General features: G+C 65.7%; 21 protein-coding genes and 1 tRNA gene. 17 read left to right on the top strand and 5 right to left on the bottom strand.

From position 1 onward, the window contains the following. The first annotated feature begins 88 nt into the window (after window positions 1–88). From K410_RS0119925 to K410_RS0119895, 7 genes are all read left to right on the top strand, one after another. Window positions 89–457: a hypothetical protein gene (locus K410_RS0119925; RefSeq protein ID WP_028136512.1), complete on the top strand. Its 369-nt coding sequence runs from the start codon at window positions 89–91 to the stop codon at window positions 455–457. A gap of 134 nt (window positions 458–591) precedes the next feature. Continuing rightward, window positions 592–666 (top strand) — tRNA-Asn (locus K410_RS0119920). 216 nt (window positions 667–882) lie between these two features. Further along, window positions 883–1,062: a hypothetical protein gene (locus K410_RS0119915; RefSeq protein WP_028136511.1), complete on the top strand. Its 180-nt coding sequence runs from the start codon at window positions 883–885 to the stop codon at window positions 1,060–1,062. A 138-nt stretch (window positions 1,063–1,200) separates the two neighbouring features. Next, window positions 1,201–1,863: a protein-L-isoaspartate O-methyltransferase family protein gene (locus K410_RS0119910; RefSeq protein ID WP_028136510.1), complete on the top strand. Its 663-nt coding sequence runs from the start codon at window positions 1,201–1,203 to the stop codon at window positions 1,861–1,863. Between the two features lie 205 nt (window positions 1,864–2,068). Continuing rightward, window positions 2,069–3,454, top strand: coding sequence for a TolC family outer membrane protein (locus K410_RS0119905; RefSeq protein WP_028136509.1), 1,386 nt, complete (start codon window positions 2,069–2,071; stop codon window positions 3,452–3,454). A 304-nt stretch (window positions 3,455–3,758) separates the two neighbouring features. After that, window positions 3,759–4,529, top strand: a complete 771-nt coding sequence (locus K410_RS0119900) for a PopZ family protein (protein ID WP_028136508.1) — start codon at window positions 3,759–3,761, stop codon at window positions 4,527–4,529. A 129-nt stretch (window positions 4,530–4,658) separates the two neighbouring features. Continuing rightward, window positions 4,659–7,535: a valine--tRNA ligase gene (locus K410_RS0119895; RefSeq protein WP_028136507.1), complete on the top strand. Its 2,877-nt coding sequence runs from the start codon at window positions 4,659–4,661 to the stop codon at window positions 7,533–7,535. A 110-nt stretch (window positions 7,536–7,645) separates the two neighbouring features. Here the strand turns inward: K410_RS0119895 and K410_RS0119890 are convergent, their stop codons facing one another. Then, window positions 7,646–8,248 (bottom strand): DNA-3-methyladenine glycosylase, encoded by a 603-nt coding sequence (locus K410_RS0119890; RefSeq protein ID WP_028136506.1) that lies wholly within the window; start codon window positions 8,246–8,248, stop codon window positions 7,646–7,648. Window positions 8,249–8,378: 130 nt separating this feature from the next. On the opposite strand from K410_RS0119890, the gene lipA reads away from it, so the two are divergent. The 3 genes from lipA to K410_RS0119875 all read left to right on the top strand — a co-directional run bounded on the left by lipA (window position 8,379) and on the right by K410_RS0119875 (window position 11,580). Further along, complete coding sequence (gene lipA, locus K410_RS0119885; RefSeq protein ID WP_028136505.1) at window positions 8,379–9,335, top strand: lipoyl synthase; 957 nt, start codon at window positions 8,379–8,381, stop codon at window positions 9,333–9,335. 6 nt (window positions 9,336–9,341) lie between these two features. Next, on the top strand, window positions 9,342–9,812 hold the full coding sequence (locus K410_RS0119880; protein ID WP_028136504.1) for a type II toxin-antitoxin system RatA family toxin: 471 nt from the start codon (window positions 9,342–9,344) through the stop codon (window positions 9,810–9,812). A 988-nt stretch (window positions 9,813–10,800) separates the two neighbouring features. Further along, window positions 10,801–11,580 carry a mechanosensitive ion channel family protein gene (locus tag K410_RS0119875; protein WP_028136503.1) on the top strand — a complete coding sequence of 260 codons (780 nt, stop codon included), beginning with the start codon at window positions 10,801–10,803 and terminating at the stop codon, window positions 11,578–11,580. Window positions 11,581–11,586: 6 nt separating this feature from the next. Here K410_RS0119875 and K410_RS0119870 read toward each other — a convergent pair whose 3' ends face one another. From K410_RS0119870 to K410_RS40425, 3 genes are read right to left on the bottom strand one after another with little or no spacing between them, the layout of a single operon-like run. Further along, on the bottom strand, window positions 11,587–12,192 hold the full coding sequence (locus tag K410_RS0119870) for a CinA family protein (protein ID WP_028136502.1): 606 nt from the start codon (window positions 12,190–12,192) through the stop codon (window positions 11,587–11,589). A gap of 3 nt (window positions 12,193–12,195) precedes the next feature. Further along, window positions 12,196–13,377, bottom strand: a complete 1,182-nt coding sequence (locus K410_RS0119865; RefSeq protein ID WP_028136501.1) for a bifunctional 2-C-methyl-D-erythritol 4-phosphate cytidylyltransferase/2-C-methyl-D-erythritol 2,4-cyclodiphosphate synthase — start codon at window positions 13,375–13,377, stop codon at window positions 12,196–12,198. A gap of 60 nt (window positions 13,378–13,437) precedes the next feature. After that, window positions 13,438–13,686, bottom strand: coding sequence for a hypothetical protein (locus tag K410_RS40425; protein ID WP_196236062.1), 249 nt, complete (start codon window positions 13,684–13,686; stop codon window positions 13,438–13,440). A gap of 19 nt (window positions 13,687–13,705) precedes the next feature. Between K410_RS40425 and dusB the strand changes: the two genes are divergently transcribed. The 3 genes from dusB to ntrC are packed head-to-tail and all read left to right on the top strand — an operon-like array spanning window position 13,706 to window position 17,277. Further along, window positions 13,706–14,659, top strand: a complete 954-nt coding sequence (gene dusB / locus K410_RS0119860) for a tRNA dihydrouridine synthase DusB (RefSeq protein WP_049820128.1) — start codon at window positions 13,706–13,708, stop codon at window positions 14,657–14,659. Then, window positions 14,656–15,825, top strand: a complete 1,170-nt coding sequence (locus K410_RS0119855) for a two-component system sensor histidine kinase NtrB (protein ID WP_028136499.1) — start codon at window positions 14,656–14,658, stop codon at window positions 15,823–15,825. Before dusB ends, K410_RS0119855 begins: the two co-directional genes overlap by 4 nt. A 9-nt stretch (window positions 15,826–15,834) precedes the next feature. Beyond that, window positions 15,835–17,277 (top strand): nitrogen regulation protein NR(I), encoded by a 1,443-nt coding sequence (gene ntrC, locus K410_RS0119850; RefSeq protein WP_028136498.1) that lies wholly within the window; start codon window positions 15,835–15,837, stop codon window positions 17,275–17,277. A 168-nt stretch (window positions 17,278–17,445) separates the two neighbouring features. Here the strand turns inward: ntrC and K410_RS40420 are convergent, their stop codons facing one another. Beyond that, complete coding sequence (locus K410_RS40420) at window positions 17,446–17,592, bottom strand: hypothetical protein (protein ID WP_196236024.1); 147 nt, start codon at window positions 17,590–17,592, stop codon at window positions 17,446–17,448. Between the two features lie 177 nt (window positions 17,593–17,769). On the opposite strand from K410_RS40420, the gene K410_RS0119840 reads away from it, so the two are divergent. From K410_RS0119840 to hflX, 4 genes are all read left to right on the top strand, one after another. Next, the gene (locus K410_RS0119840) at window positions 17,770–20,172 is read left to right on the top strand and encodes a sensor histidine kinase NtrY-like (RefSeq protein WP_028136497.1); all 2,403 of its coding nucleotides are present in this window, start codon (window positions 17,770–17,772) and stop codon (window positions 20,170–20,172) included. Window positions 20,173–20,189: 17 nt separating this feature from the next. Further along, window positions 20,190–21,560 (top strand): nitrogen assimilation response regulator NtrX, encoded by a 1,371-nt coding sequence (ntrX, locus tag K410_RS0119835; RefSeq protein WP_028136496.1) that lies wholly within the window; start codon window positions 20,190–20,192, stop codon window positions 21,558–21,560. Between the two features lie 313 nt (window positions 21,561–21,873). Then, entirely contained in the window at window positions 21,874–22,122 is a 249-nt protein-coding gene (hfq, locus tag K410_RS0119830) for an RNA chaperone Hfq (RefSeq protein ID WP_007591126.1), read from the top strand. Between the two features lie 11 nt (window positions 22,123–22,133). Continuing rightward, window positions 22,134–23,516, top strand: coding sequence for a GTPase HflX (gene hflX, locus K410_RS0119825; RefSeq protein ID WP_028136495.1), 1,383 nt, complete (start codon window positions 22,134–22,136; stop codon window positions 23,514–23,516). The last annotated feature ends 2 nt before the right edge of the window (window positions 23,517–23,518 follow it).

The following is a 23,518-nucleotide window of genomic DNA, read 5'->3' as shown; positions in this document are numbered from 1 at the left end:
ACGTCCCGTCAGGCAACGCTTTTTGTTGCCGCGGCGCCTGCGCCGATCGACGCCAGGTGCCGAGACCTGTTTCGATCGGAGGATTTTCATGAAGTATTTTCTGTCTGGACTGATCGCGATCGGTCTGTCGATCGCGGCCATGCCGTCGCTGGCGGCCGACGCCCGCAACGTCACCGTCGTCAACGAGACCGGCTATGCCATCAAATTCCTGGGCTTCAACGCGCCCGACGATGGCCTGGACGAGTGGGACAACGAGCTCGAGAAGGTGTTGCAGAACCAGGCCAGCACCTATGTCGAGTTCGACGAGGACGACGAGGGCTGCATCTGGAACATCCGCGTCGACTGGCAGAGCTACGACGAGGCGGTGCTGTGGAAGAACGTCAATCTCTGCAAGATGACGGCGCTTCGGCTGCGCTACGATTCCGGCACCAGGACCACCTCGTTTCTCGCGGAATAGCGGCTGCCGCTGACCGCCGGAGGAGGGGCCATCCAGACTCTTCCTCAAGGACGTTTCGGAGGACGACGAATTCGTCCTTTGCAAGCGCAAGCGGCTTTGTTATACGCAGCCGCGCGAGCCACTGGTTCGCCTTTTCCTCGGTAGCTCAGCGGTAGAGCATCCGACTGTTAATCGGATGGTCGCTGGTTCGAATCCAGCCCGGGGAGCCAAATTTTTCCGCAAGTTCAATGAGTTGTTGTCGCGTCCTCGCGCATTGCGCGATTTCGTTGCATTGATCTCTGAACTCTGTGCCCCCACGATTCCTGCCTGGAATTCGCGTTCAAGCAGATGTGTGGACGGGCGTCGTCGCGCCATGCGGACGGCGCCAAATCGACTCAATTGAAATCGAGCTTCGACAGTGGCGGATTTTGACGGAGCTGATTCCCATGCCAGACATCCAGGTCGACCGTTCCCGAATGGCCCCCTCGATCCTGCCGGCCGAGATCCCGGCGCTCAGCGACGACGAATGCCTCGCCTGTCTGGCGCGTGCGGTCGAGACGCCCGATTCGGCGCGGCTGGATGAAGTCGCAGCTCTGATCGGCCGCCTCGCGGTGGCGATCGAATAACCTGCTCCGGCGGCCGATGCGGTAAGATGCGGAAGCCTTGGTCCCGCAGGCGAACGGCCGTGTTGCGTTTTGGCCGTGCATGCTCCAAAGATGCCGCGAATTTCGTCCGCGGCATCGTCCGCATTGCAGGGTCCGCAAATGTCCGGTTTCTCGACCGCGCGCCTCAAAATGGTCGATGGCCAGGTGCGCACCAATGACGTCACCGATCGTCGTGTTCTCGATGCCATGCTAACGGTTCCGCGCGAGGCCTTCGTGCCGGCCGCCCGGCAGGCCCTGGCCTATCTCGATCTCGACCTCGACGTCAGCGAGGGCCCAGCCAAGCGTTTCCTCATCAAGCCGCAGTTGACCGGCAAGCTGCTTCAGTCCGCCGAGATCGGCGAGGGCGACAGCGTGCTGGTGGTCGGCTGCGCCACCGGATACCTCGCGGCGCTGGCTGCCAAGCTGGCCCGCCAGGTCACCGCGACGGAATGCGATTCGGCGCTCGCCGCGAAGGCCAGGGATGCCTTTGCGTCTCAGGGGCTTGCCAATGTCACCTGCAAGGCCGCGTCCTGCAGCGAAGGCGATCCGTCCGCCGCTCCCTATGACGTGATCATCCTCAATGGCGCTGCCGAGGTGATGCCGGAGGCGCTGCTCGGGCAGCTGAAGGAGGGCGGGCGCCTGGTCGGGGTGTCCGCCGAATCCCGGCCGCCGCGGGCCATGATCGCGACCCGGACCCACGGTGAATTCGGCCATCGAACCCTGTTCGACGCCACCGCTCCGGTCCTTCCCGGGCTCGAACGGGCGGCCGCTTTCGTCTTCTGACGACCCAAAGCCCGTTAAAATCCCGTTCTGAATCAGAAGTGTGGCCGGGATGCTGCACGTGAAGAGTTTCCACCGAGAACTCGCCTGAGGTAGTTCCGTCGCGCTAATCCGCATCCTATGTTGCGGCGGGGCAACGACTCCACTCGTAGACGGTAACCCAGCTCGCGGGCACGAGCCGGGCGTTAGAATGAACGGAATTTCAGGGATGCATGGGGTGAAGCTCTTCACCGGAGCTGCGGTTTCGGTCCTGCTGCTGGCGCTTGCCGGGCCGGTGCCTGCCATGGCGGACACGATCGAGGCGGCACTGGTGCGCGCCTATCAGAACAATCCGCAGCTCAACGCACAGCGTGCCCAGGTGCGCTCGACTGACGAAAACGTGCCGCAGGCCTTGTCCGGCTATCGCCCCAGGGTCTCGCTGACGGCGAGCGGCGGCTATCAGTACTCGGACTTCAAGAGCAGCAGCACCAGTCCGCCGGTTCACGGGACCGGCATTCCCCGAAGCGTGGGACTGACCGCTTCCCAGACCTTGTACAACGGCAACCAGACCGCCAACAGGACGCGCGCCGCGGAGAGCCAGGTGTCCGGCTCCCGCGAAGCGCTGCGCAGTCTCGATCAGACCGTGCTGCTCCAGGCAGCCACGACCTACATGGATTATCTGCGCGATGCCGCGACGCTCGAAGTCCAGCGCAGCAACGTGCGGGTGCTCGAGCAGACGCTAAAGCAGACCCGTGACCGCTTCAATGTCGGCGAGGTGACCCGCACCGACGTTGCGCAATCGGAAGCACAGCTGGCGGCCGGCAGAACGCAGGCTCTGACCGCCGAATCGAATCTCAACACAACCCGTGCGAACTTCCGCCGCATCATCGGCAACGAGCCGACGAACTTGGCGCCCGGCTCGCCGGTCGACCGTTTCCTGCCCGCAACGCTCGCTGCCGCAGTCGAGCTCGGCCTCGTCGAGCATCCGAATGTCACGGCCGCGATGTTCGGCATCGACGTCAATTTCCTGCAGGTCAAGGTTGCCGAGGGCGCGCTGCTGCCGACGGTCACCCTGCAAACCAGCGTGACCCAGGCCTACGAACAATCCCTAATCCAGTACCGCGCGTTCAACGCGTCCGCGCTCGCGCAGATCTCGGTGCCGATCTATCAGGGCGGCAGCGAGTATTCGCTGATCCGCCAATCCAAGGAAAACCTGGCGCAGCAGCGTCTCAACCTCGAGAACACGCGGGACCAGACCCGCGCGACCATCGTGCAATGGTGGGGTTCGTTGCAGGCCGGCAAGGCGCAGGTGCAGTCGGCGCAGGCGCAGGTGACGGCGTCCGAGATCGCGCTGAACGGCGTGCGCGAGGAAGCCAAGGCCGGTCAGCGCACCACCCTCGACGTGCTCAACGCGCAGCAGGCGCTGGTTAATGCGCGCGTCGCACTCGTGACCGCGCAGCACGACCGGGTCGTCGCATCCTACAATGTCCTCGCCGCCGTCGGCCGTCTGGCGCCGCAGGTGCTTGGCCTGTCGACCAATGTCTACGATCCCAGCGTTCACTACCATCAGGTCCGCGACAGCTGGGCCGGCGTGCGCACACCTGACGGGCGCTGATCCCCGTAATCGTCCGGTCGGCCTCGCGAACAGGCGAAGCCGACCGGCACTTTGCTTGCAATCATCAAAATCCCTGACATAGCCTTGCCGAGACAATGCGGGTCGATTCGCCTCGTATTGATGCCGTATGCGTAAAGCTTGAGTGCCGGGGGCAGGGGCGCACCGCCGCACGTTGAGCCGTGATCTGGGGACAAGTCGGGCTGCCGCGACGAAAATGGCAGGCCGCACGCCCGGAACCGGGCCAATCCTGCCTTGCTTGGTGTAAAACAACGCATGCGAGGGCGTTGATGATGTGGAGTCGGAGATGACGCAGCCTGCAAAGGTCACAGAACCCTCGATGGAGGAGATTCTGGCCTCGATCCGGCGCATCATTGCCGACGACGAGGCCAAGCCGCCGGCGGCCGAGGCCGCCAAGCCTGAGAAGGCCGCGGCCCCCGCAGCGCCGCCGAAGCCGCAGGCGATGAACGACATTCCGCCCTCCAAGGTCGCACCGGCCAAACCGGCCGCCGAGAAGCCCGCTCCACCTCCCGCCCCAGCCCCGGCTCCCGCGCCTGCCGCGGATGCATCGCCAAACAGCCAGGACGATATCGACGCGCTGCTGGCGGGGCTCGACGCGGCCACGCCGGCGCCCGAGGTTCGCGCGCCCGAACCGGAGCCTGAGCCCGAGCCTGAACCCGACGTGCTCGAATTGACCGACGAGATGGCGATGGATCCGACGCCGGCTCCGCCGCCGCCGAGCTTCCGCAAGGTCGAGCCACGGGACGATCTCGAATTCGCCGAATCGCCGCCGCCGCGCCCGACGCCGCCGCCGCCCTCCTACGCGCCGGTGGACTTTGATGCGCCGCCGCTGCCGCCGCAGCAGCCCATGCTGGCGCAATCGACGGTCTCGGCGGTGGAATCCGCCTTCAACTCCCTGGCCCATACGGTACTGAGCAGCAATGCACGGACACTGGAGGATCTGGTCAAGGAGATGCTGCGGCCGATGCTGAAATCCTGGCTCGACGACAATTTGCCGGGCCTCGTCGAACGCATCGTGAAGGCCGAAATCGAGCGGGTCTCGCGCGGCGGCCGCTGAGAGGGGCGCTGCGGCCCCGATAAAGCCCTGCTCCCAGGGCATGTTGGGCCTGCGGACCGGGCTGGAAGGCCCTTTTGCCGCTGAGCTTTCCGTTGACTTGACCCGCGCACGCGGCTTTCTAGCAGCCCCATGATCGAGAAAAATTACCAGCCCGCCGATATCGAAGCCCGCATGTCCGTGGTGTGGGAGGACAGCCTTGCCTTCAAGGCGGGTCGTCCCGACCGCCGTGACGCCGTGCCCTTCACCATCGTGATCCCGCCGCCGAACGTGACCGGCTCGCTGCACATGGGTCACGCCCTCAACAACACGCTCCAGGACATCCTGTGCCGGTTCGAGCGCATGCGCGGCCGCGACGTGCTGTGGCAGCCCGGCACCGACCATGCCGGCATCGCCACCCAGATGGTGGTCGAGCGCCAGCTGATGGAGCGCCAGCAGCCCGGCCGCCGCGAGATGGGCCGCGCCAAATTTCTCGAGCGGGTCTGGCAGTGGAAGGCCGAGAGCGGCGACACCATCATCAACCAGCTCAAGCGGCTCGGCGCGTCCTGCGACTGGTCGCGCGAGCGCTTCACCATGGACGAGGGCCTGTCGAAGGCCGTCGTCAAGGTGTTCGTCGAGCTGCACCGCGAAGGGCTGATCTACAAGGACAAGCGGCTGGTGAACTGGGACACCAAGCTGCTCACCGCGATCTCGGATCTCGAGGTGCAGCAGACCGAGGTCAAGGGTCACCTCTGGTATCTGCGCTATCCGATCGAGGGCAGGACGTTCAGCCCCGAGGATCCCTCGAGCTTCATCGTCGTCGCCACCACGCGCCCCGAGACCATGCTCGGCGATACCGGCGTCGCCGTGCATCCCGAGGATGAGCGCTATCAGAAGCTGGTCGGCCACCACGTGATCCTGCCGCTGGTCGGCCGCAAGATCAAAATCGTCGCCGACGATTATTCCGATCCGGAAAAGGGCTCGGGTGCGGTCAAGATCACGCCGGCGCACGACTTCAACGACTTCGAGGTCGGCAATCGCCACGGCCTCGCCCGCATCAGCGTGATCGACAGGGAAGGTTGTCTCGATCTCGTCGACAACGAGGACTATCTGCGCGACCTGCCTGAAGGCGCCGGGCAGTTCGCCGAGGAGTTCCACAAGGTCGACCGCTTCGCCGCGCGCAAGCGCATCGTCGAGCGGCTGGAGAGCTTCGGCTTCGTCGAGCGGATCGAGCCGCACACCCACATGGTGCCGCATGGCGACCGGTCCGGCACCGTGATCGAGCCGTATCTGACCGACCAGTGGTACGTCGACGCCAAGACGCTGGCGAGGCCTGCGATCGCGGCGGTGCGTTCGGGCGAGACGACGTTCGTGCCGAAAAACTGGGAGAAGACCTATTTCGACTGGATGGAGAACATCCAGCCCTGGTGCATCTCGCGCCAGCTCTGGTGGGGCCACCAGATCCCGGCCTGGTACGGGCCTGACGGCAAGGTGTTCGTCGCCGAGACCGAGGAGGAGGCGATCAGCCACGCCCTCGGCTATTACGTCGAGCAGGAGGTCATCACGGCCGAGCAGGGCCGCGAGATGGCGCTCGACCGCAACAAGCGCGAAGGCTTCATCACGCGCGACGAGGACGTGCTCGACACTTGGTTCTCCTCGGCGCTGTGGCCGTTCTCGACGCTGGGCTGGCCGGATGACACGCCGGAGGTGCAGCGCTATTACCCGACCAATGCGCTGGTGACCGGCTTCGACATCATCTTCTTCTGGGTCGCCCGCATGATGATGATGGGCCTGCACTTCATGAAGGAAGTGCCGTTCTCGACCATCTACATCCACGCCCTCGTCCGCGACGAGAAGGGCGCCAAGATGTCGAAGTCGAAGGGCAACGTCATCGATCCGCTCAACCTGATCGACGAGTACGGCGCGGACGCGCTGCGCTTCACGCTGGCCGCGATGGCGGCACAGGGGCGGGACATCAAGCTCGCCACCAGCCGCGTCGAAGGCTACCGCAATTTCGCGACCAAGCTCTGGAACGCCTGCCGCTTCGCCGAAATGAACCAGTGCGCCGTGCCTGAAGGCTTCGAGCCGGCCAAGGCGAAGGAGACGCTGAACCGCTGGATCGCCCATGAGAGCGCGCACACCACGCGCGAGGTGACGGAGGCGATCGAAGCCTACCGCTTCAACGATGCGGCCGGCAGCATCTACCGCTTCGTCTGGAACGTCTATTGCGACTGGTATGTCGAGCTCGCCAAGCCCGTGCTGCTCGGGCCGGACAGTCCCGCCAAGGACGAGACCCGCGCCGTGGTCGCCTGGGCGCGCGACGAGATCCTGAAGCTGCTCCACCCGTTCATGCCCTTCATCACCGAAGAGCTGTGGGAGGTGACGGCCAAGCGCGACGGCCTGCTCGCACTGGCGCCATGGCCGCTGCAGCGGACTGAGCCGACGCCCGAGCAGCTTGCGATGCTCGCTGCGACGACGGGGACGACCGATCCGCTGGTCTCCCCGGCCTGGGTGCTGCCGATCTTCGATCATGCCGACTTCACCGACCCTGCGGCCGAGGCCGAGATCGGCTGGGTGATCGACCTCATCACGCAGATCCGTTCGGTGCGCGCCGAGATGAACATTCCGCCGGCGACGCTGACGGCTTTGGTGCTCGCCGGCGCCTCGGCCGGGACGAAGGAGCGCGCGCCGCGCTGGACCGACGTCATCAAGCGCATGGCGCGGCTGTCGGACATCTCCTTCGCCGACCGCGCACCCGACGGTGCCGTCCAGCTGCTCGTGCGCGGCGAGGTGGCTGCGCTGCCGCTGAAGGGCGTGATCGACGTCGCTGCCGAGCGCGCACGTCTCGACAAGGAGATGGCCAAGGCCGACGCCGACATCAAGCGGGCCGAGTCGAAGCTGGCGAACGAGAAATTCGTCGCCAACGCGGCCGAGGAGGTCGTCGAGGAGGAGCGCGAGAAGCGCGAGGCCGCGCTGGCCCGCAAGGCCAAGCTGCTCGAGGCGCTGGAGCGGCTGAAGCAGGCGTCGTGAGTTCATCGTCATTCCGGGGCGGCTCGCAGAGCCGAACTCCAGTGCGCAATTGCGCACCTGAGAATCTCGAGGTTCCGGGTTCGATGCTGCGCATCGCCCCGGAACGACAGCTACTTCGGAAACGGCTTGCTCAAGAACTTCGAGCCCCTGATGCCGTAGCGCCAGGGCAGCTCGACTGCCTTGGTGATGCCGATCCGGATGCCGGTGGCGACCTCGACATCCTCGGTCCGCGCATGCAGTGCGATCGGCGGCCGGTCCAGCGGCAGCGCATTGTGCGCGATGGTGATCCCGAGCGCCTCGGTCAGCTTGCCCGGACCCGAGCACAGCGCATGCAGCTCCTGGAGATGACGGCGGCGGCGCATCTTGGCGATACCATGCGTCGGCTCGATCGCGCGGACCAGCACGGCGCTGGCCGAGCCTTCTTCCTCGCACACGAAGTTCACGCACCAGTGGATGCCGTAGGAACGATAGACGTAGGCATAACCGGGCGGGCCGAACATCACCTGGTTCCGCGGCGTCGGCCCGTTGTAGGAGTGCGCCGCCGGGTCGGTATGATGATAGGCCTCGACCTCGACGATGATGCCGCCGATTCCGTCGACCAGCATCGTCGCTCCGATCAGGTCCGGCGCGACCTCGTGGACGCTGCGGCTGAAAAAGGCACGCTTCAGCGGCTTGCCGAGCCGCGGGGATGAGGCGTTCGATCTTGGAGCCATTCGAGATGAGAATCGCCAGAGGACAGAGCAGGATATTGCCCATATCTGCCATGTTCCCTGAAGCGGGGCGAGCCGGGTTGCGATGCCCCGCCAGACCGACTAGGTAGGACCTGAACAGACCGGACACCCCATGGTCGTAATCGTCGATACCATCTCGAACCCGCTGCGCCCGCGCCACCCCGAAAAGGTGAACCGGCCCGATTCCGCTTCGCCGCCGAAGCCGGACTGGATCCGTGTGCGCGCGCCCAACACCCGCGGCTATGCCGACACCCGCAACATCGTGCGGTCCAACGGTCTGCACACGGTGTGCGAGGAAGCGGGCTGCCCGAACATCGGCGAGTGCTGGGACAAGAAGCACGCGACCTTCATGATCATGGGTGACACCTGCACCCGCGCCTGCGCCTTCTGCAACGTCAAGACCGGCCTGCCGAATGCGCTGGATGCGGCCGAGCCCGGGAACGTCGCCGAGGCGGTCGCTAAGCTCGGCCTCGCTCATGTCGTCATCACCTCCGTCGACCGCGACGACCTCGCCGACGGCGGCGCCGAGCACTTCGCCCAGACCATCCGCGCGATCCGGGCCGCGTGCCCCTCGACCACGATCGAGATCCTGACGCCGGACTTCCTGCGCAAGGAGGGGGCGCTCGAAATCGTCGTCGCTGCCAAGCCCGACGTCTTCAACCACAATCTCGAGACCGTGCCCTCGCGCTATCTCACGGTGCGGCCGGGCGCGCGCTATTTCCACTCGATCCGGCTGCTGCAGCGGGTCAAGGAGCTCGATCCCACCATCTTCACCAAGTCCGGCATCATGGTCGGCCTTGGCGAGGAGCGCCACGAGGTGCAGCAGGTGATGGACGATCTGCGTTCCGCCGACGTCGATTTCCTGACCATCGGCCAGTACCTGCAGCCGACCCGCAAGCACCATGCGGTGATGCGCTACGTGCCGCCGGACGAGTTCGCCTCCTACGAGAAGGTGGCCTACACCAAGGGCTTCCTGATGGTGTCCGCGAGCCCGCTCACCCGCTCGTCGCATCATGCCGGCGAGGATTTTGCGAGACTGAAGGCCGCGCGGGCAGCGCACGCCCGCTGAATCGCCATGCCCAAGTTTTCGAGCAAGCGCCGTGTCAATCACAGCGCATCCGAGATGTTCGATCTGGTCGCCGACGTCGAGCGCTACCCGGAATTCGTGCCGCTCTGCAGCGCGCTGAAGGTGCGCCAGCGGATGGCCAAGCCCGACGGCACCGAGGTGCTGGTCGCCGACATGACGGTGTCGTTCAAGCTGGTCAGGGAATCCTTCACCAGCCGCGTGACGCTCGACCGCGCCAATCTGAAGATTCTCGTCGAATATCTGCAAGGCCCCTTCAGCAATCTGGAGAACCGCTGGACGTTCGAGCCCAAAGGTGAGGGCGTCTGCGACGTCGGCTTCTTCCTGTCCTACGAATTCAGGAGCCGTATGCTGGCGTTGCTGATGGGCTCGATGTTCGATGCCGCCTTCGCGCGCTTCTCCACCGCGTTCGAGAAGCGGGCGGACGCGATCTACGGCCGGCCGAAGCTGGCGTCGACTTAGCTGCCCCGGCTCTCCTGTCCCGGACGCGCCGCAATGCGTAGCGTTGCTGCGCAGAGCCGGGACCCATGATCGCAGCACACCTCTTGGAAGCATGGGCCCCGGCTCTGCAGCGCATCGCTGAAGGAGCGCTGCGCTGCGTCCGGGGCACGAAACTCACACATCAATCCACCGCGACGTCCGATGGCTGCGAAACGGAGTAAGTCATCCTCGGGCTTCTTGAGATCTGAATATGACGCAGCGCTCTCGCGACAGGTCCTGTCCGAGTCTTGCGCGGTCATGTCGCCCCTTTTGTCAGAGGGCGCAGGGAAGGCCGGATGCCGGCTGGGCACCCGCGGTCCACTGTGCGAAACCTGCGTGTCAGGAAACTGCACAGCGGCATACAGGTGAAGCCGAACAGCCGGCCTTCCCTGCGCAGTGGTTTGACGGCTTATGCCGAGCTCTCCCCGGGGAGCGTTGCACTATTGCCCCCGTCGCCTTGCAGATCGCTGATGCGCGCACCCGGTTGGGCCGCCGCATCACCGCAAGACTTGACGCACAGACCCCGGGCGTCAGGACCACACGGTTTTGCCGTACGCATGTCACACCGGTCGTGTGCGCGCCGGCTGTCGCTCACGGTCGCCCGCCCTGCGATGCCTCTCGCGCCGATGTGACTTGCGTCCACCGCAGCTCACCCCACGTTTCGTGACGATCGCGATACGCCCCTCTGACCGGGATGAGGTGGCGCGACGATGCGATAAATCCGAACTTCTGTAAAGGCGAATATTTTTGTCCGTGCGCCTTGCCCCACGGCTAGCGTGTTTTGCCCGTCGGGCAACGCAAGAGATTGTGCACCGTCGGGCGGATTAGCCGAAGGCGTAATCCGCCGTTCCCGCCTCGCAGGCCAAAGAGGCGGATTACGCTTCGCTAATCGGCCCTACGAGAGCTTGTTTCACCGGGATCAATTCCTGGCGCTCCGCGTTCTCTCCGGATTGTCCGGGTCGGAGCCGCCATGACCATCAATTTCGACACGCTGAAAGCCTCGCTCGTCCTCTATGGCCTCAACGCGATCTACGCGATCCTGCTGCTCGCGATCGGCTGGTATCTGTCCGGCGCGATGCAGCGTTTCGTCACGCGCCTGCTGAGCGTCACGCACCGCGTCGACCCGCTGGTCACGCTGTTCGTCGGCAGTGTGGCGCGCTATGGCGTGCTCGCCGTGGTCGGCATCGCCGTGCTTCAGCTGTTCGGCATCCAGACCGCGAGCCTCGTTGCCGTGCTGGGCGCCACATCGCTCGCCATCGGTCTCGCGCTCCAGGGCACGCTGTCCAATCTCGCCGCCGGCGTGATGCTGCTGTTGTTCCGGCCCTTTCACATCGGCGACGACGTCGAGGTGGCCGGCAAGGCCGGGAAGGTGCAGTCGCTGTCGCTGTTCATGACCGAGCTGGTCGCGTCCGACAACACGCAGATCCTGCTGCCGAACGGACAGGTGTGGGGCGCGGCCATCATCAACCACAGCGCCTATCCCGGCACCGGCGATATCAAGGTGGTGTTTCCGGTCCCGGCGGGCGCGGCCAATGCGCTGGCCGATCGTATCCTCGAGGAATTACGCAACGACTCGCGCATCGAAGATCATTCGCAACCTGCCGTTTCCGTCACGAAGGTACTGGATGTCGCCAATCCCGCGGCACCGATCCTGGAATTGACGGTCAGCGCAAAGGCAAAACCGTCGCACGCTGACGCGGTCAAGCAGTGTGTGCTCGATCGGGCGAGCGCACTGCTCGCGGCGGCATGAGCCGCATTAGCCCCGCGGCGAGCGCGGCGGCCTGCGCTTCACAACGTGCCGGCGCGGCGAGCGGGTGACGCGCGGGCGCAGGCGGGTCGCGGCGGCGCGCGGCTTGGTCTGGGCCTGTGGGCCGCGGGCCAGATCCATGAGCATGCGCAGCGCCTCGACGACGGAGCGCTGACGCACGGCGGTGCGACCGATCGCGCCGAAGCGGTGCTCGCGGTGGATGATGCGGCCGTCGCGCGCGGCGGCGGCAAAGTGCACGAGGCCGACCGGCTTGCCGGGCGTGGCGCCGCCCGGGCCGGCGATCCCGGTGATGGCGACTGCAAGGTCGACATCGGCGCGCTCCAGCGCGCCGATCGCCATGGCGGTTGCGGTCTCCTTGCTGACCGCGCCGAAAGTGGCGAGCGTGCCGGCCTCGACGCCGAGCATGGCGCGCTTGGCGTCGTTGGAATAGGTGACGAAGCCGCGATCGATCACGTCGGACGAGCCGGGGATGTCGGTCAGCGCGGCGGCGACGAGGCCGCCGGTGCAGGATTCAGCGGTCGCGACCGTCAGCTTGCGCATCCGGCACAGATCGAGCAGCGAGCGGGAGAGGGCGCGTGCGTCGCTGCCGCCCATGGCCTAGACGCTCCAGGGCAGACGAATGGTGGCGCTCGCGGTGGCGGCGATGCCTTCCTCGCGACCGGTGAAGCCGAGCCGCTCGCTGGTCGTCGCCTTCACCGCGACGCGCGAGATGTCGACGCCGGAAATCTCGGCGATGCTCGCGCGCATGGTGTCGCGCAAAGGGCCGATCTTCGGCCGCTCGCAGATCATGGTGACCTCGAGATTGGCGATACGCCCGCCGCGCGCCGTGACGCGCTCGATGGCGTATTTCAGGAACTGGTCGGAGGAGGCGCCCTTCCACTTCGGATCGCTCGGCGGGAAGTGCGAGCCGATGTCGCCGTCGGCGAGCGCGCCGAGGATGGCATCGACCAGCGCATGGAGGCCGACATCGCCGTCGGAATGGGCGAGAAAACCCTTGGTGTGCGGCACGCGCACGCCGCAGAGCATGACGTGGTCGCCTTCGCCGAAGGCGTGCACGTCGTAGCCGGTGCCGGTCCTGATATCGCCGAGCTGGGCCGCCAGGCGGGCTTCCTCGCGCACGAAATCCTCGGGTGTGGTGAGCTTCATGTTGGCAACATCGCCTTCAAAGGTTGCAACCGTCAATCCCGCCCATTCGGCAATCGCGGCATCGTCGGTGAAGTCGCTGCGCCCGTCCTTCGCCGCGCGACGATGCGCTTCGAGGATGACGTCGAAACGAAAGGATTGCGGCGTCTGCGCGATCCGCAAGGAGGCGCGGTCCGGCGTGCCCTCGACATTCCCGCTGGCGCCGGTGACCTTGATCGTATCGGTGACGGGGACGACGGGAATCGCGGCGCCGGTTCGGCCCGCTGCCTCGATCGCGCGCGAGATCAATCCTTCCGAAACGAAGGGCCGCGCGGCGTCGTGAATCAGCACGATGTCGGGCTTGTGCTGTGCGAGCGCTTCGAGGCCTGCAAGCACCGAGGCCTGCCGCGTCGCGCCGCCATGGGCCGGCGGCTCGTGCTCGAGTCCCGCGACCGCAGCCGTGAACATGGCACTGTCGTCGGGGTTCACCACCGGCTGCACCGCAAACACGTCGGCGTGGCGGCTGAAGGCTTCCATGGCGCGATAGATCACGGGCACGCCGCCGATCTCGCGATATTGCTTCGGTCCGCCGGCGCCCGCACGCAGTCCACGCCCGGCTGCGACGAGGACGACCGCGGTACGCTGTGATTTCGCCATAGGACTCAAATACTCAGTTGGTGATGGGAGTCGGAGGAGTGGGGTGATTGCCGCATGCCTCTAGCACGGCAGGCCCGCAAAAAAAGGGGGTTTCCCCGGATTGTTCGCAACGGCATTTTGCTGCACTGCACTTGAAAGATCTCCAGAATTGTCTAAACTGTAGGCATGGCGCTTGACTGCACAAGAATTGTGCGCAAGATAGGTCATGGCAGGCGCGATGAGGCCCTGCCCAGTCCACGAGACCCCTGTGACCGGTTCGGCAATATCCGGCTCTAAGCCGTTGAAAATAGGCGATATTGATGTCGCCATCCCGGTCTTCCTGGCGCCGATGTCGGGGGTGACCGACTCGCCCGTCCGCCGGCTGGCCGCGGAGCTTGGGGCCGGTCTCGTCGTGTCCGAAATGACCGCCAGCGACGAGCTCGCCAACGGCCATTGGATGTCCCGGTTGCGTTGCGAAGCCACCGGAATTGGTCCGCACGTGGTCCAGCTCGCCGGCTGCGAGGCCCATTGGATGGCCGAGGGCGCCCGGATCGCCGAGGCCGAAGGCGCCGACATCATCGACATCAACATGGGCTGTCCGGCCCGCCACGTCACCGGCGGCCAGTCCGGCTCGGCCCTGATGCGCGACCTCGACCATGCCGTCAGCCTGATCGATGCCACCATCGCGGCGGTGAAGGTGCCGGTGACGCTGAAGATGCGGCTCGGCTGGGACGACCGCAGCCGCAACGCACCGGAGCTGGCGCGGCGCGCGGAGGCCGCCGGCGTCAAGCTCGTGACGGTCCACGGCCGCACCCGCAGCCAGTTCTACAAGGGCGAGGCCGATTGGGATGCCATCCGCGCCGTGCGCGAGGCCATCGCCATTCCGCTCGTCGTCAACGGCGACATCACCTCCTATGAGCGGGCGCGCGCGGCGCTCGAGGCCTCCGGCGCCGACGCCGTGATGATCGGCCGCGGCGCGCAGGGTCAGCCCTGGCTGCCCGGCCAGATCGGCCGCCGCCTGAAGGGCGGGGCGGAAGAAGCTGTGCCCGCGCTCGAAACCCAGCTGCATTACGTCCGCACGCTCTATGAGGGCGTCTGCACGCTCTATGGTCTCCGCGTCGGGCTGCGACATGCCCGCAAGCATCTCGGCTGGGCGCTCGATGTGGCAGCCGCGGCGAGCGGCGCGTCCGTCGAGAAGCTGAAAGGGTGGCGGCAGACGATCCTCACCTCGGAGGATCCGCGCCTCGTTCATCAGTCGCTGCAGGATGCGTTCGACGACTTCGCATGGAGCGCTGCTGCATGAGCACAGCCGCCGAACATCGCGGGCCATCCGACAGCGACGCAATGCTCGATGCCTTGCCCAATCCCGTTCTGATGATCGGGCCGGACGGCAAGATCGTCGCAGCCAACATCGCCACCGAAGCCTTCTTCGAGATCTCGACGCAATTCCTGAAGCGGCAGTCGCTGAAGGAGCTGGTGCCGTTCGGCAGCCCCTTGCTGGCGCTGATCGACCAGGTGCGCGCGTCGAACTCGCCGGTGAACGAATACAAGGTCGATCTCGGCACGCCGCGCATGGGCGGCGACCGCCAAGTCGACCTCCATGTCGCCCCGCTCACCGAGCGCCCCGGCCATATCGTGGTGATGCTGCAGGAGCGCACCATCGCCGACAAGATGGACCGCCAGCTCACCCATCGCAGCGCGGCGCGCTCGGTGATCGCGCTGGCCGCGATGCTGGCGCACGAGATCAAGAATCCGCTGTCCGGCATCCGCGGCGCGGCGCAGTTGCTGGAGCAGCAGGCCTCGTCCGAGGACCGCATGTTGACGCGCCTGATCTGCGACGAGGCCGACCGCATCGTGACGCTGGTCGACCGCATGGAGGTGTTCGGCGACGAGCGTCCCGTGGTGCGCGGTCCCGTCAACATCCATTCGGTGCTCGACCACGTGAAGCGGCTGGCGCAGTCGGGTTTTGCCCGCAACATCCGCTTCATCGAAGATTACGACCCCTCGCTGCCGCCGGTGCTGGCGAACCAGGACCAGTTGATCCAGGTGTTCCTCAACCTCGTGAAGAACGCCGCCGAGGCGCTGATCGACGTGCCCGACGCCGAGATCCAGCTCACCACCGCGTTCCGCCCCGGCGTGCGCCTGTCAGTCCCCGGTCAAAAATCCCGGGTATCGTTGCCGCTCGAATTCTGCGTGAAGGATAACGGACCGGGCGTGCCGGACGATCTTCTGCCCAATCTGTTCGACCCCTTCGTGACCACCAAGCAGACCGGCTCGGGCCTGGGTCTTGCGCTTGTCGCCAAGATCGTCGGCGATCACGGGGGCATCATCGAATGCGAATCTCAGCCGCGCAGGACCACCTTCCGCGTGCTGATGCCGATGTATTCCACATCGGCGAAACATGCCGATCAAAGCAGTCGCGCCGACTCTGCCGGGAAGTCGTCGCCTGTGTCACAGGGGGCGAAATGAGGATTAACGATGCCCGCAGGTAGCATTCTCGTAGCTGATGACGATACCGCCATCCGCACCGTTCTCAATCAGGCGCTGTCTCGGGCCGGCTATGAGGTCAGGCTCACCGGCAATGCCGCAACGCTGTGGCGCTGGGTCAGCCAGGGCGAGGGCGATCTCGTCATCACCGACGTGGTGATGCCGGACGAAAACGCCTTCGACCTGCTGCCGCGGATCAAGAAGATGCGGCCGAATCTGCCCGTCATCGTCATGAGCGCGCAGAACACCTTCATGACGGCGATCCGCGCCTCCGAGCGCGGGGCCTACGAATATCTGCCGAAGCCCTTCGACCTCAAGGAGCTGATCGCGATCGTCGGCCGCGCGCTGGCCGAGCCGAAGGAGCGTGTCTCGACGCCGGACGAGGACGCCGAGATGGAGGCGATCCCGCTGGTCGGCCGCTCGCCGGCGATGCAGGAAATCTATCGCGTGCTCGCACGCCTGATGCAGACCGACCTCACCGTGATGATCACGGGCGAGTCCGGCACCGGCAAGGAGCTGGTGGCGCGCGCGCTGCATGATTACGGCAAGCGCCGCAACGGCCCGTTCGTCGCCGTCAACATGGCCGCGATCCCGCGCGACCTCATCGAATCCGAGCTGTTCGGGCATGAGCGCGGCGCCTTTACCGGCGCCAACACGCGCGCCTCCGGCCGGTTCGAGCAGGCCGAAGGCGGCACGCTGTTCCTCGACGAGATCGGCGACATGCCGATGGAGGCGCAGACGCGATTGCTGCGCGTCTTGCAGCAGGGCGAATACACCACCGTCGGCGGCCGCACCCCGATCAAGACCGACGTCCGCATCGTCGCGGCCTCCAACAAGGATCTGCGCGTCCTGATCCAGCAGGGCCTGTTCCGGGAAGATCTGTTCTTCCGCCTCAACGTGGTGCCGCTGCGGCTGCCTCCCTTGCGCGAGCGCATCGAGGACCTGCCGGATCTGGTGCGGCACTTCTTTGCGCTGGCCGAGAAGGACGGCCTGCCGCCGAAGAAGCTCGACACGCTGGCGCTGGAGCGGCTGAAGCAGCACCGCTGGCCCGGCAACGTGCGCGAGCTGGAGAATCTCGCCCGGCGTCTCGCCGCGCTTTATCCGCAGGACGTCATCACGGCATCCGTCATCGACGGCGAGCTTGCGCCGCCCTCGGTCAGCCCGGGCGCCGCGGTCCAGCAGGGCGTCGATAATCTCGGCGGCGCTGTGGAGGCCTATCTGTCCTCGCACTTCCAAGGCTTTCCGAACGGCGTGCCGCCGCCCGGCCTCTATCACCGCATCCTCAAGGAGATCGAAGTGCCGCTGCTCACGGCCGCGCTGGCGGCCACCCGCGGCAACCAGATCCGCGCCGCCGACCTGCTCGGCCTCAACCGCAACACGCTGCGCAAGAAGATCCGGGATCTCGACATCCAGGTCTATCGCAGCGGGGGCTAATCATCGCGGAACCGACGGTGGCTCAGCTCCCCCTACCAAGGCAGAGCTGAGCCTGTCCGGATCGCGCTGGCCGTTGTGGCTGACGCGGTGAGCAGAAGTCGGGACGGGGCCGAAATGTTCCGCCGGACCTGATCAATTGGTCATCCGGCCGCATGGCGCAGCGTCGCACTATCTGACCAGCCGGGCCGATGCCGGCGTGACGCTGGCGACATTCAGCAGCGGCGGCTGGAGGCCCAGGCCGTTGACCAAGAGGTCGGCGGCCACAATCAGCAGCAGAACGGCCGACACCATCGTCGCTAGAAAATATCTATCCATGCCGGGTCAAGCCGGAATGGCCGGATTCCGTTCCCGTTCAGGCCGCATGTGGTTGTGGATGGCAGATGTCGGTCGCTGGGAAGCGCCGCGGAATTGTCGCAATTCGGCAACAATGTGGTACGAATACATCAGTATCCGCGCGCCCGCGGACCCCTTTTCAGCATCGCCATTGCCGGAATGACCAGCGCAGAGACCTCGGCCGCACACTTTGACACGGCCCCAGCGGAAGAGCCCCGGCGTTGGTCGGCGCGACGCTGGCTGGCTCCGTTTGCCGTGGCGCTGGCGCTGCTGTCGGCCTTCCTGACCTTCCTGGTCCTGACCGGCCTCACCAGGATCGAGCCGACGCCCGAGGTCGTCCGCTCGATTTATCTGATCAACGCGGCCACGATCCTGCTGCTGGTCGGCATCATCGTCCGCGAGCTCTGGCAGCTGATCCTGGCGCGGCGGCGGGGCCGGGCGGCGGCGCGCCTCCATGTCCAGATCGTCAGCCTGTTCTCGATCGTGGCGGTGCTGCCGGCCGTGCTGGTCGCCATCGTCGCCAACGTCACCATCGAGCGTGGCCTCGACCGGCTGTTCTCCGGGCCGACCAAGCAGGTGATCCAGAACTCGCTGACGATCGCGCGGGCCTACATGCAGGACCATGCCCAGCTGATCCGCGGCGACATTCTCGGCATGGCCAACGACATCGCGCATGCCCGGCCGCTCTACGACCAGGATCGCCGCACGTTCCGCGAGATGCTGACCGCCAGCGCCGGCTCGCGCAATCTGCCGGGCGCGATGATCATCGACAAGAACACCAACATCCTGGAATCCGCCGACACCGGCATGCGGCTGGCTTATTCGCCGCCGGCGCCCGACTTCCTCAGCAACGTCAACGAGAACGAGCCCGAGATCGCGGTGCTCCCCGATGCGAGCTTCGTCGCCGCGGTGATCCGGTTGCGCGCGTTCAACGACACCTTCCTCTATGTCGCCCGCCCGCTTGATCCCAACGTCGTCAATCAGCTCAAGCAGACCGAGGTCAGCGTCGCCGAATATGCCCAGATCGAGTCGCGCCGGCTCGGTATCCAGGTCGCCTTCGCGCTGATGTTCGCCGTGATCGCGCTGACCATCCTGATGGCCTCGGTGCTGATCGGCCTCAACTTCGCCAACTCGCTGGTCTCGCCGATCCGGCGGCTGATGAACGCGGCCCACACGGTCTCGACCGGCGATCTCCATGTCCAGGTGCCGGTGCACCAGTCCGAAGGCGATCTGGCCCAGCTTGGCGAGACCTTCAACAAGATGACGCAGGAATTGCGCAGCCAGCGCGACGAGCTCGTCAACGCCAGCGACCTCATCGACAGCCGCCGCCGCTTCATCGAGGCCGTGCTGTCCTCGGCGAGCGCCGGCATCATCGGCGTCGACGCCTCCGGCAGCGTCGGCATTTTGAACCGCTCGGCCGAGAAGCTGATCGGGCACGCCGAATCCGAGACGCTCGGCCATCCGCTCTCCGACGTGCTGCCCGAGCTCGACGAGATGATGAAGGCGGCGCGGGAAGGGACCCAGCGCCTGGTGCAGGGCCAGATCACGATCACGCGCGACGGGCAGGAACGCAATCTGTCGGTCCGGGTCAGCGCCGAGAAGAATCAGCCGCACGACAGCTACATCATCACGCTCGACGACATCACCGAGCTGGTCTCGGCGCAGCGCACCTCGGCCTGGGGCGACGTGGCGCGCCGCATCGCCCACGAGATCAAGAATCCGTTGACGCCGATCCAGCTCTCGGCCGAACGCATCCGCCGCAAGTTCGGCAAGGACATCACCGAGGCCAAGGACAAGCAGATCTTCGACCAGTGCACCGACACCATCGTGCGCCAGGTCGACGACATCCGCCGCATGGTCGACGAGTTCTCGCGCTTTGCCCGGATGCCGAAGCCGGTGATGGAGGGCGAGGACGTCGCCGACACCGTGCGGCAGGCCGTGTTCCTGATGAAGGTCGCCCATCCCGAGATCGACATCGAGGCCGAGTTCAAGCAGGATCCGCTCCGGGCCCAGTTCGACCGCCGGCTGATCTCGCAGGCGGTCACCAACATCGTCAAGAACGCCACCGAGGCGATCGAGCAGGTCCCGCCGGAAGAGCTCGGCAAAGGCCGGATCGACGTCGTCGTCTCCCGCGAGGGCGATGACGTGCTGATCGACGTCATCGACAACGGCATCGGCCTGCCCAAGGTCGCGCGCTCGCGGCTGCTCGAACCCTACGTCACGACCCGGGCCAAGGGCACCGGCCTTGGCCTTGCGATCGTCGGCCGCGTGCTGGAAGACCATGGCGGACGCATCGAGCTGAAGGATGCCTCCGACTTCCGCGAGGGCCAGCGCGGTGCCTGGATGCGGATGCGCTTTGCGATCTCCGGGCAACCCGCCAAAACCGAGGGCGCCGAGCAGGCGTCGGCGGCCAAGGACATCACCAAGGACATCACCAAGGACACCGTGACGGGGCCGGCGAAAGAGGCGGCGCCGGAAACAAAAGGGCCGGCGGCCGAAACCAAAGAGCCCGCTGAAAAGACCAATGAATCAACGAAAATCGAAGCCTCAACAGGCAGCTGACATGACAGGCGCGATCCATGGCAAGTGAAATTCTGATTGTCGATGATGAGGCCGATATTCGCGATCTCGTTGCGGGCATTCTCGAGGACGAGGGCTTCGTGACCCGAACCGCACGCGACAGCGATACGGCACTCGCCGAGATCGCCAACCGCAGGCCGCACCTGGTGTTCCTCGACATCTGGCTGCAAGGCTCCAAGCTCGACGGCTTGCAGCTGCTGGAGCAGGTCAAGAAAGACAACGCCGACCTGCCGGTCGTGATGATCTCCGGCCACGGCAACATCGAGACCGCGGTCGCTGCGATCAAGCGCGGCGCCTACGATTTCATCGAGAAGCCGTTCAAGGCCGACCGCTTGATCCTGGTCGCGACCCGGGCGCTGGAGAACTCGCGGCTGAAGCGCGAGGTCAAGGAGCTGAAGCAGCTCGCGCCGAGCGCGAGCCAACTCGTCGGCCGCTCGCCCAGCATGAACCAGCTGCGCCAGACCATCGAGCGCGCCGCCAAGGCCAACAGCCGCATCCTGATCGTCGGGCCCGCCGGCGCCGGCAAGGAATTGACCGCACGCACGCTGCACACGGCCTCGGGCCGTGCCGACGGTCCCTTCGTCGTCATCAACGCCGCCGCGATCACGCCCGAGCGCATGGAGCACGAGCTGTTCGGCATCGAGCAGTCCAACGGCGAGCAGCCGCGCAAGCCAGGCGCGCTCGAGGAAGCCCACGGCGGCACGCTGTTCATCGACGAGATCGCCGACATGCCGCGCGAGACCCAGAACAAGATCCTGCGCGTGCTGGTGGAGCAGTCGTTCCAGCGCGTCGGCGGCACCGCCAAGGTGCAGGTCGACGTGCGCATCATCTCCTCGACCGCGCGCAACCTCGAAGAGGAGATCGCGGCCGGCCGTTTCCGCGAGGACCTCTACCACCGGCTCTCGGTGGTGCCGATCCGCGTGCCCGCGCTCTCGGAACGGCGCGAGGACATCCCGGAACTGATTGACTATTTCATGGAGCAGATCTCGGCCGGCAGCGGCCTGCCGAAGCGGCAGATCGGGCAGGACGCGATGGCCGTGCTGCAATCGCATGTCTGGCCAGGCAATGTCCGCCAGCTCCGCAACAACGTCGAGAGGGTGATGATTCTCGCGGCAGGCGGGCCGGAGGTCATCATCACGGCGGACATGTTGCCACAGGACGTCGGCTCCATGGTGCCGGCGATGCCGACCAGCAACAATGGCGAGCACATCATGGGCCTGCCGCTGCGTGAGGCGCGCGAAGTGTTCGAGCGCGACTATTTGATTGCACAGATCAGCCGTTTCTCAGGAAATATTTCTCGTACGGCCGAGTTCGTTGGCATGGAACGGTCGGCGCTGCATCGAAAGTTGAAGGCGCTCGGTGTCGGCTAGCGCCTCTTCGCGCGAAGCGGCCGCCGGCTTACATGCGGAAAGAGACATGAAAACAAGAATCTAGCGCCGTAACATGCCGGCGGTAGCTGAGAGATAAGCGCAAAAATCATCGATTTCCGTATTTTTTCGGGACAATCAGGCGGGGGCTGCCACGTGAAGCGGCTTGCCTAATAGGCCCACCTGTCCTCTAATTGCACAGCTGTTCCGTCCGAGGGGGATCTCATGACGGAACGGCAACCGGGCGAGGCCCCGAACCTCACAAAGAGGGCCGCGACCGGCGCAATAAAAAGAAACTCAAAGCGAGAAAAGAACAATGGCGGCAGACCGCGCACAAAACCTACAGGACACCTTCCTCAATCACGTTCGCAAAACCAAGACGCCACTGACGATCTTTCTGGTCAACGGAGTGAAGCTCCAGGGCATCGTGACCTGGTTCGACAATTTCTGTTTGCTGCTTCGGCGCGACGGTCATTCGCAGCTGGTCTACAAGCATGCGATCTCGACCATCATGCCTGGCGCTCCGATCCAGCTGTTCGAAGGCGGCGAGGATCAGCCGGCTTGAGAGTGATCTGATTGGAACCCCGGAATTTCGACGGGGATGCCGACCGTCCGCGGTCGGCAGGGGCTAAGCAAACGGGGCGGGTGCTTGTCGTCGGCCCCTATTTGCGAGTGCGCGCTGGCAGTGCCGACGCGCAATCGGAAGCTCATGTCTTGCGTGACGTCGAGGCCCGGCTCGAGGAAGCCGCCGGCCTCGCGCGCGCGATCGATCTCGTCGTCGCCGACGCCATCATCGCGCCTATCAGCCAGATCCGCCCCGCCACCTATATCGGCAAGGGCAAGGTCGAGGAGATCGCCGCCCTGATCAAGACCCTCGACGTCGAGCTCGTGGTGATGGATTGCGCGCTGGCGCCGATCCAGCAGCGCAATCTCGAGAAGGAGCTGGACGCCAAGGTGCTCGATCGCACCGGCCTCATCCTGGAAATCTTCGGCCGCCGTGCCAAGACGCGCGAAGGCTCGCTCCAGGTCGAGCTCGCGCATCTCAACTACCAGCGCTCGCGCCTGGTGCGCTCGTGGACCCATCTGGAGCGCCAGCGCGGCGGCTTCGGCTTCATGGGCGGTCCCGGCGAGACGCAGATCGAAGCGGACCGCCGCCTTATCCAGGAGCGCATCTCCAAGCTCGAGGGCGAGCTGAAGAAGGTGCAGGCGACGCGGCGGCTGCATCGTGCGGGACGTCAGCGCGTGCCGTATCGCGTCGTCGCGCTGGTCGGCTACACCAATGCCGGCAAGTCGACGCTGTTCAACCGCCTGACCCGCGCCGACGTGCAGGCCGCCGACATGCTGTTTGCGACGCTCGATCCGACCTTGCGCGCGCTCAACCTGCCGCATGGCGGCAAGGCGATGCTGTCGGACACGGTCGGCTTCATCTCCAACCTGCCGACCCAGCTGGTCGCCGCCTTTCGCGCCACGCTGGAGGAGGTGCTCGAGGCCGACGTCATTCTCCATGTGCGCGACATCTCGCATGAGGATGCCGAGGCCCAGCAGAGCGACGTCGACGCAGTGCTGCGCCAGCTCGGCATCAACCCCGATGATTCAGGCCGTATCATCGAGGTCTGGAACAAGATCGACCGTTACGATGCCGAGCAGCGCGAGGAGCTGCTGAACATCGCGGCGCGCCGGCCTGCGGACCACCCCGCCATGCTGGTCTCCGCCGTCACGGGCGAGGGCGTCGATGCATTGCTCGCCGCGATCGAGGAACGCCTTGCCGCCAAGCGCACCACGCTCGACCTCTCCATCGACGCCGCCGACGGCGCCGGCATCAGCTGGCTGCACCGCAATGCCGAGGTGCTGTCGAAGGAGCTGCACGACGGCCGCTTCGACATGACGGTGCGGGTGGACGAGACCAAGCGGGACATCGTGGTGTCGAGGTTCGATGCCGTGCCGCATCTTGCGACATAGGC

Origin of the sequence: Bradyrhizobium sp. 22, from assembly GCF_000482425.1 — a bacterium.
GTDB classification, from domain to species: domain Bacteria; phylum Pseudomonadota; class Alphaproteobacteria; order Rhizobiales; family Xanthobacteraceae; genus Bradyrhizobium; species Bradyrhizobium japonicum_B.
The sequence above is the reverse complement of the archived record's forward strand: the minus strand, read 5'-3'. Positions and strand labels throughout refer to the sequence as shown.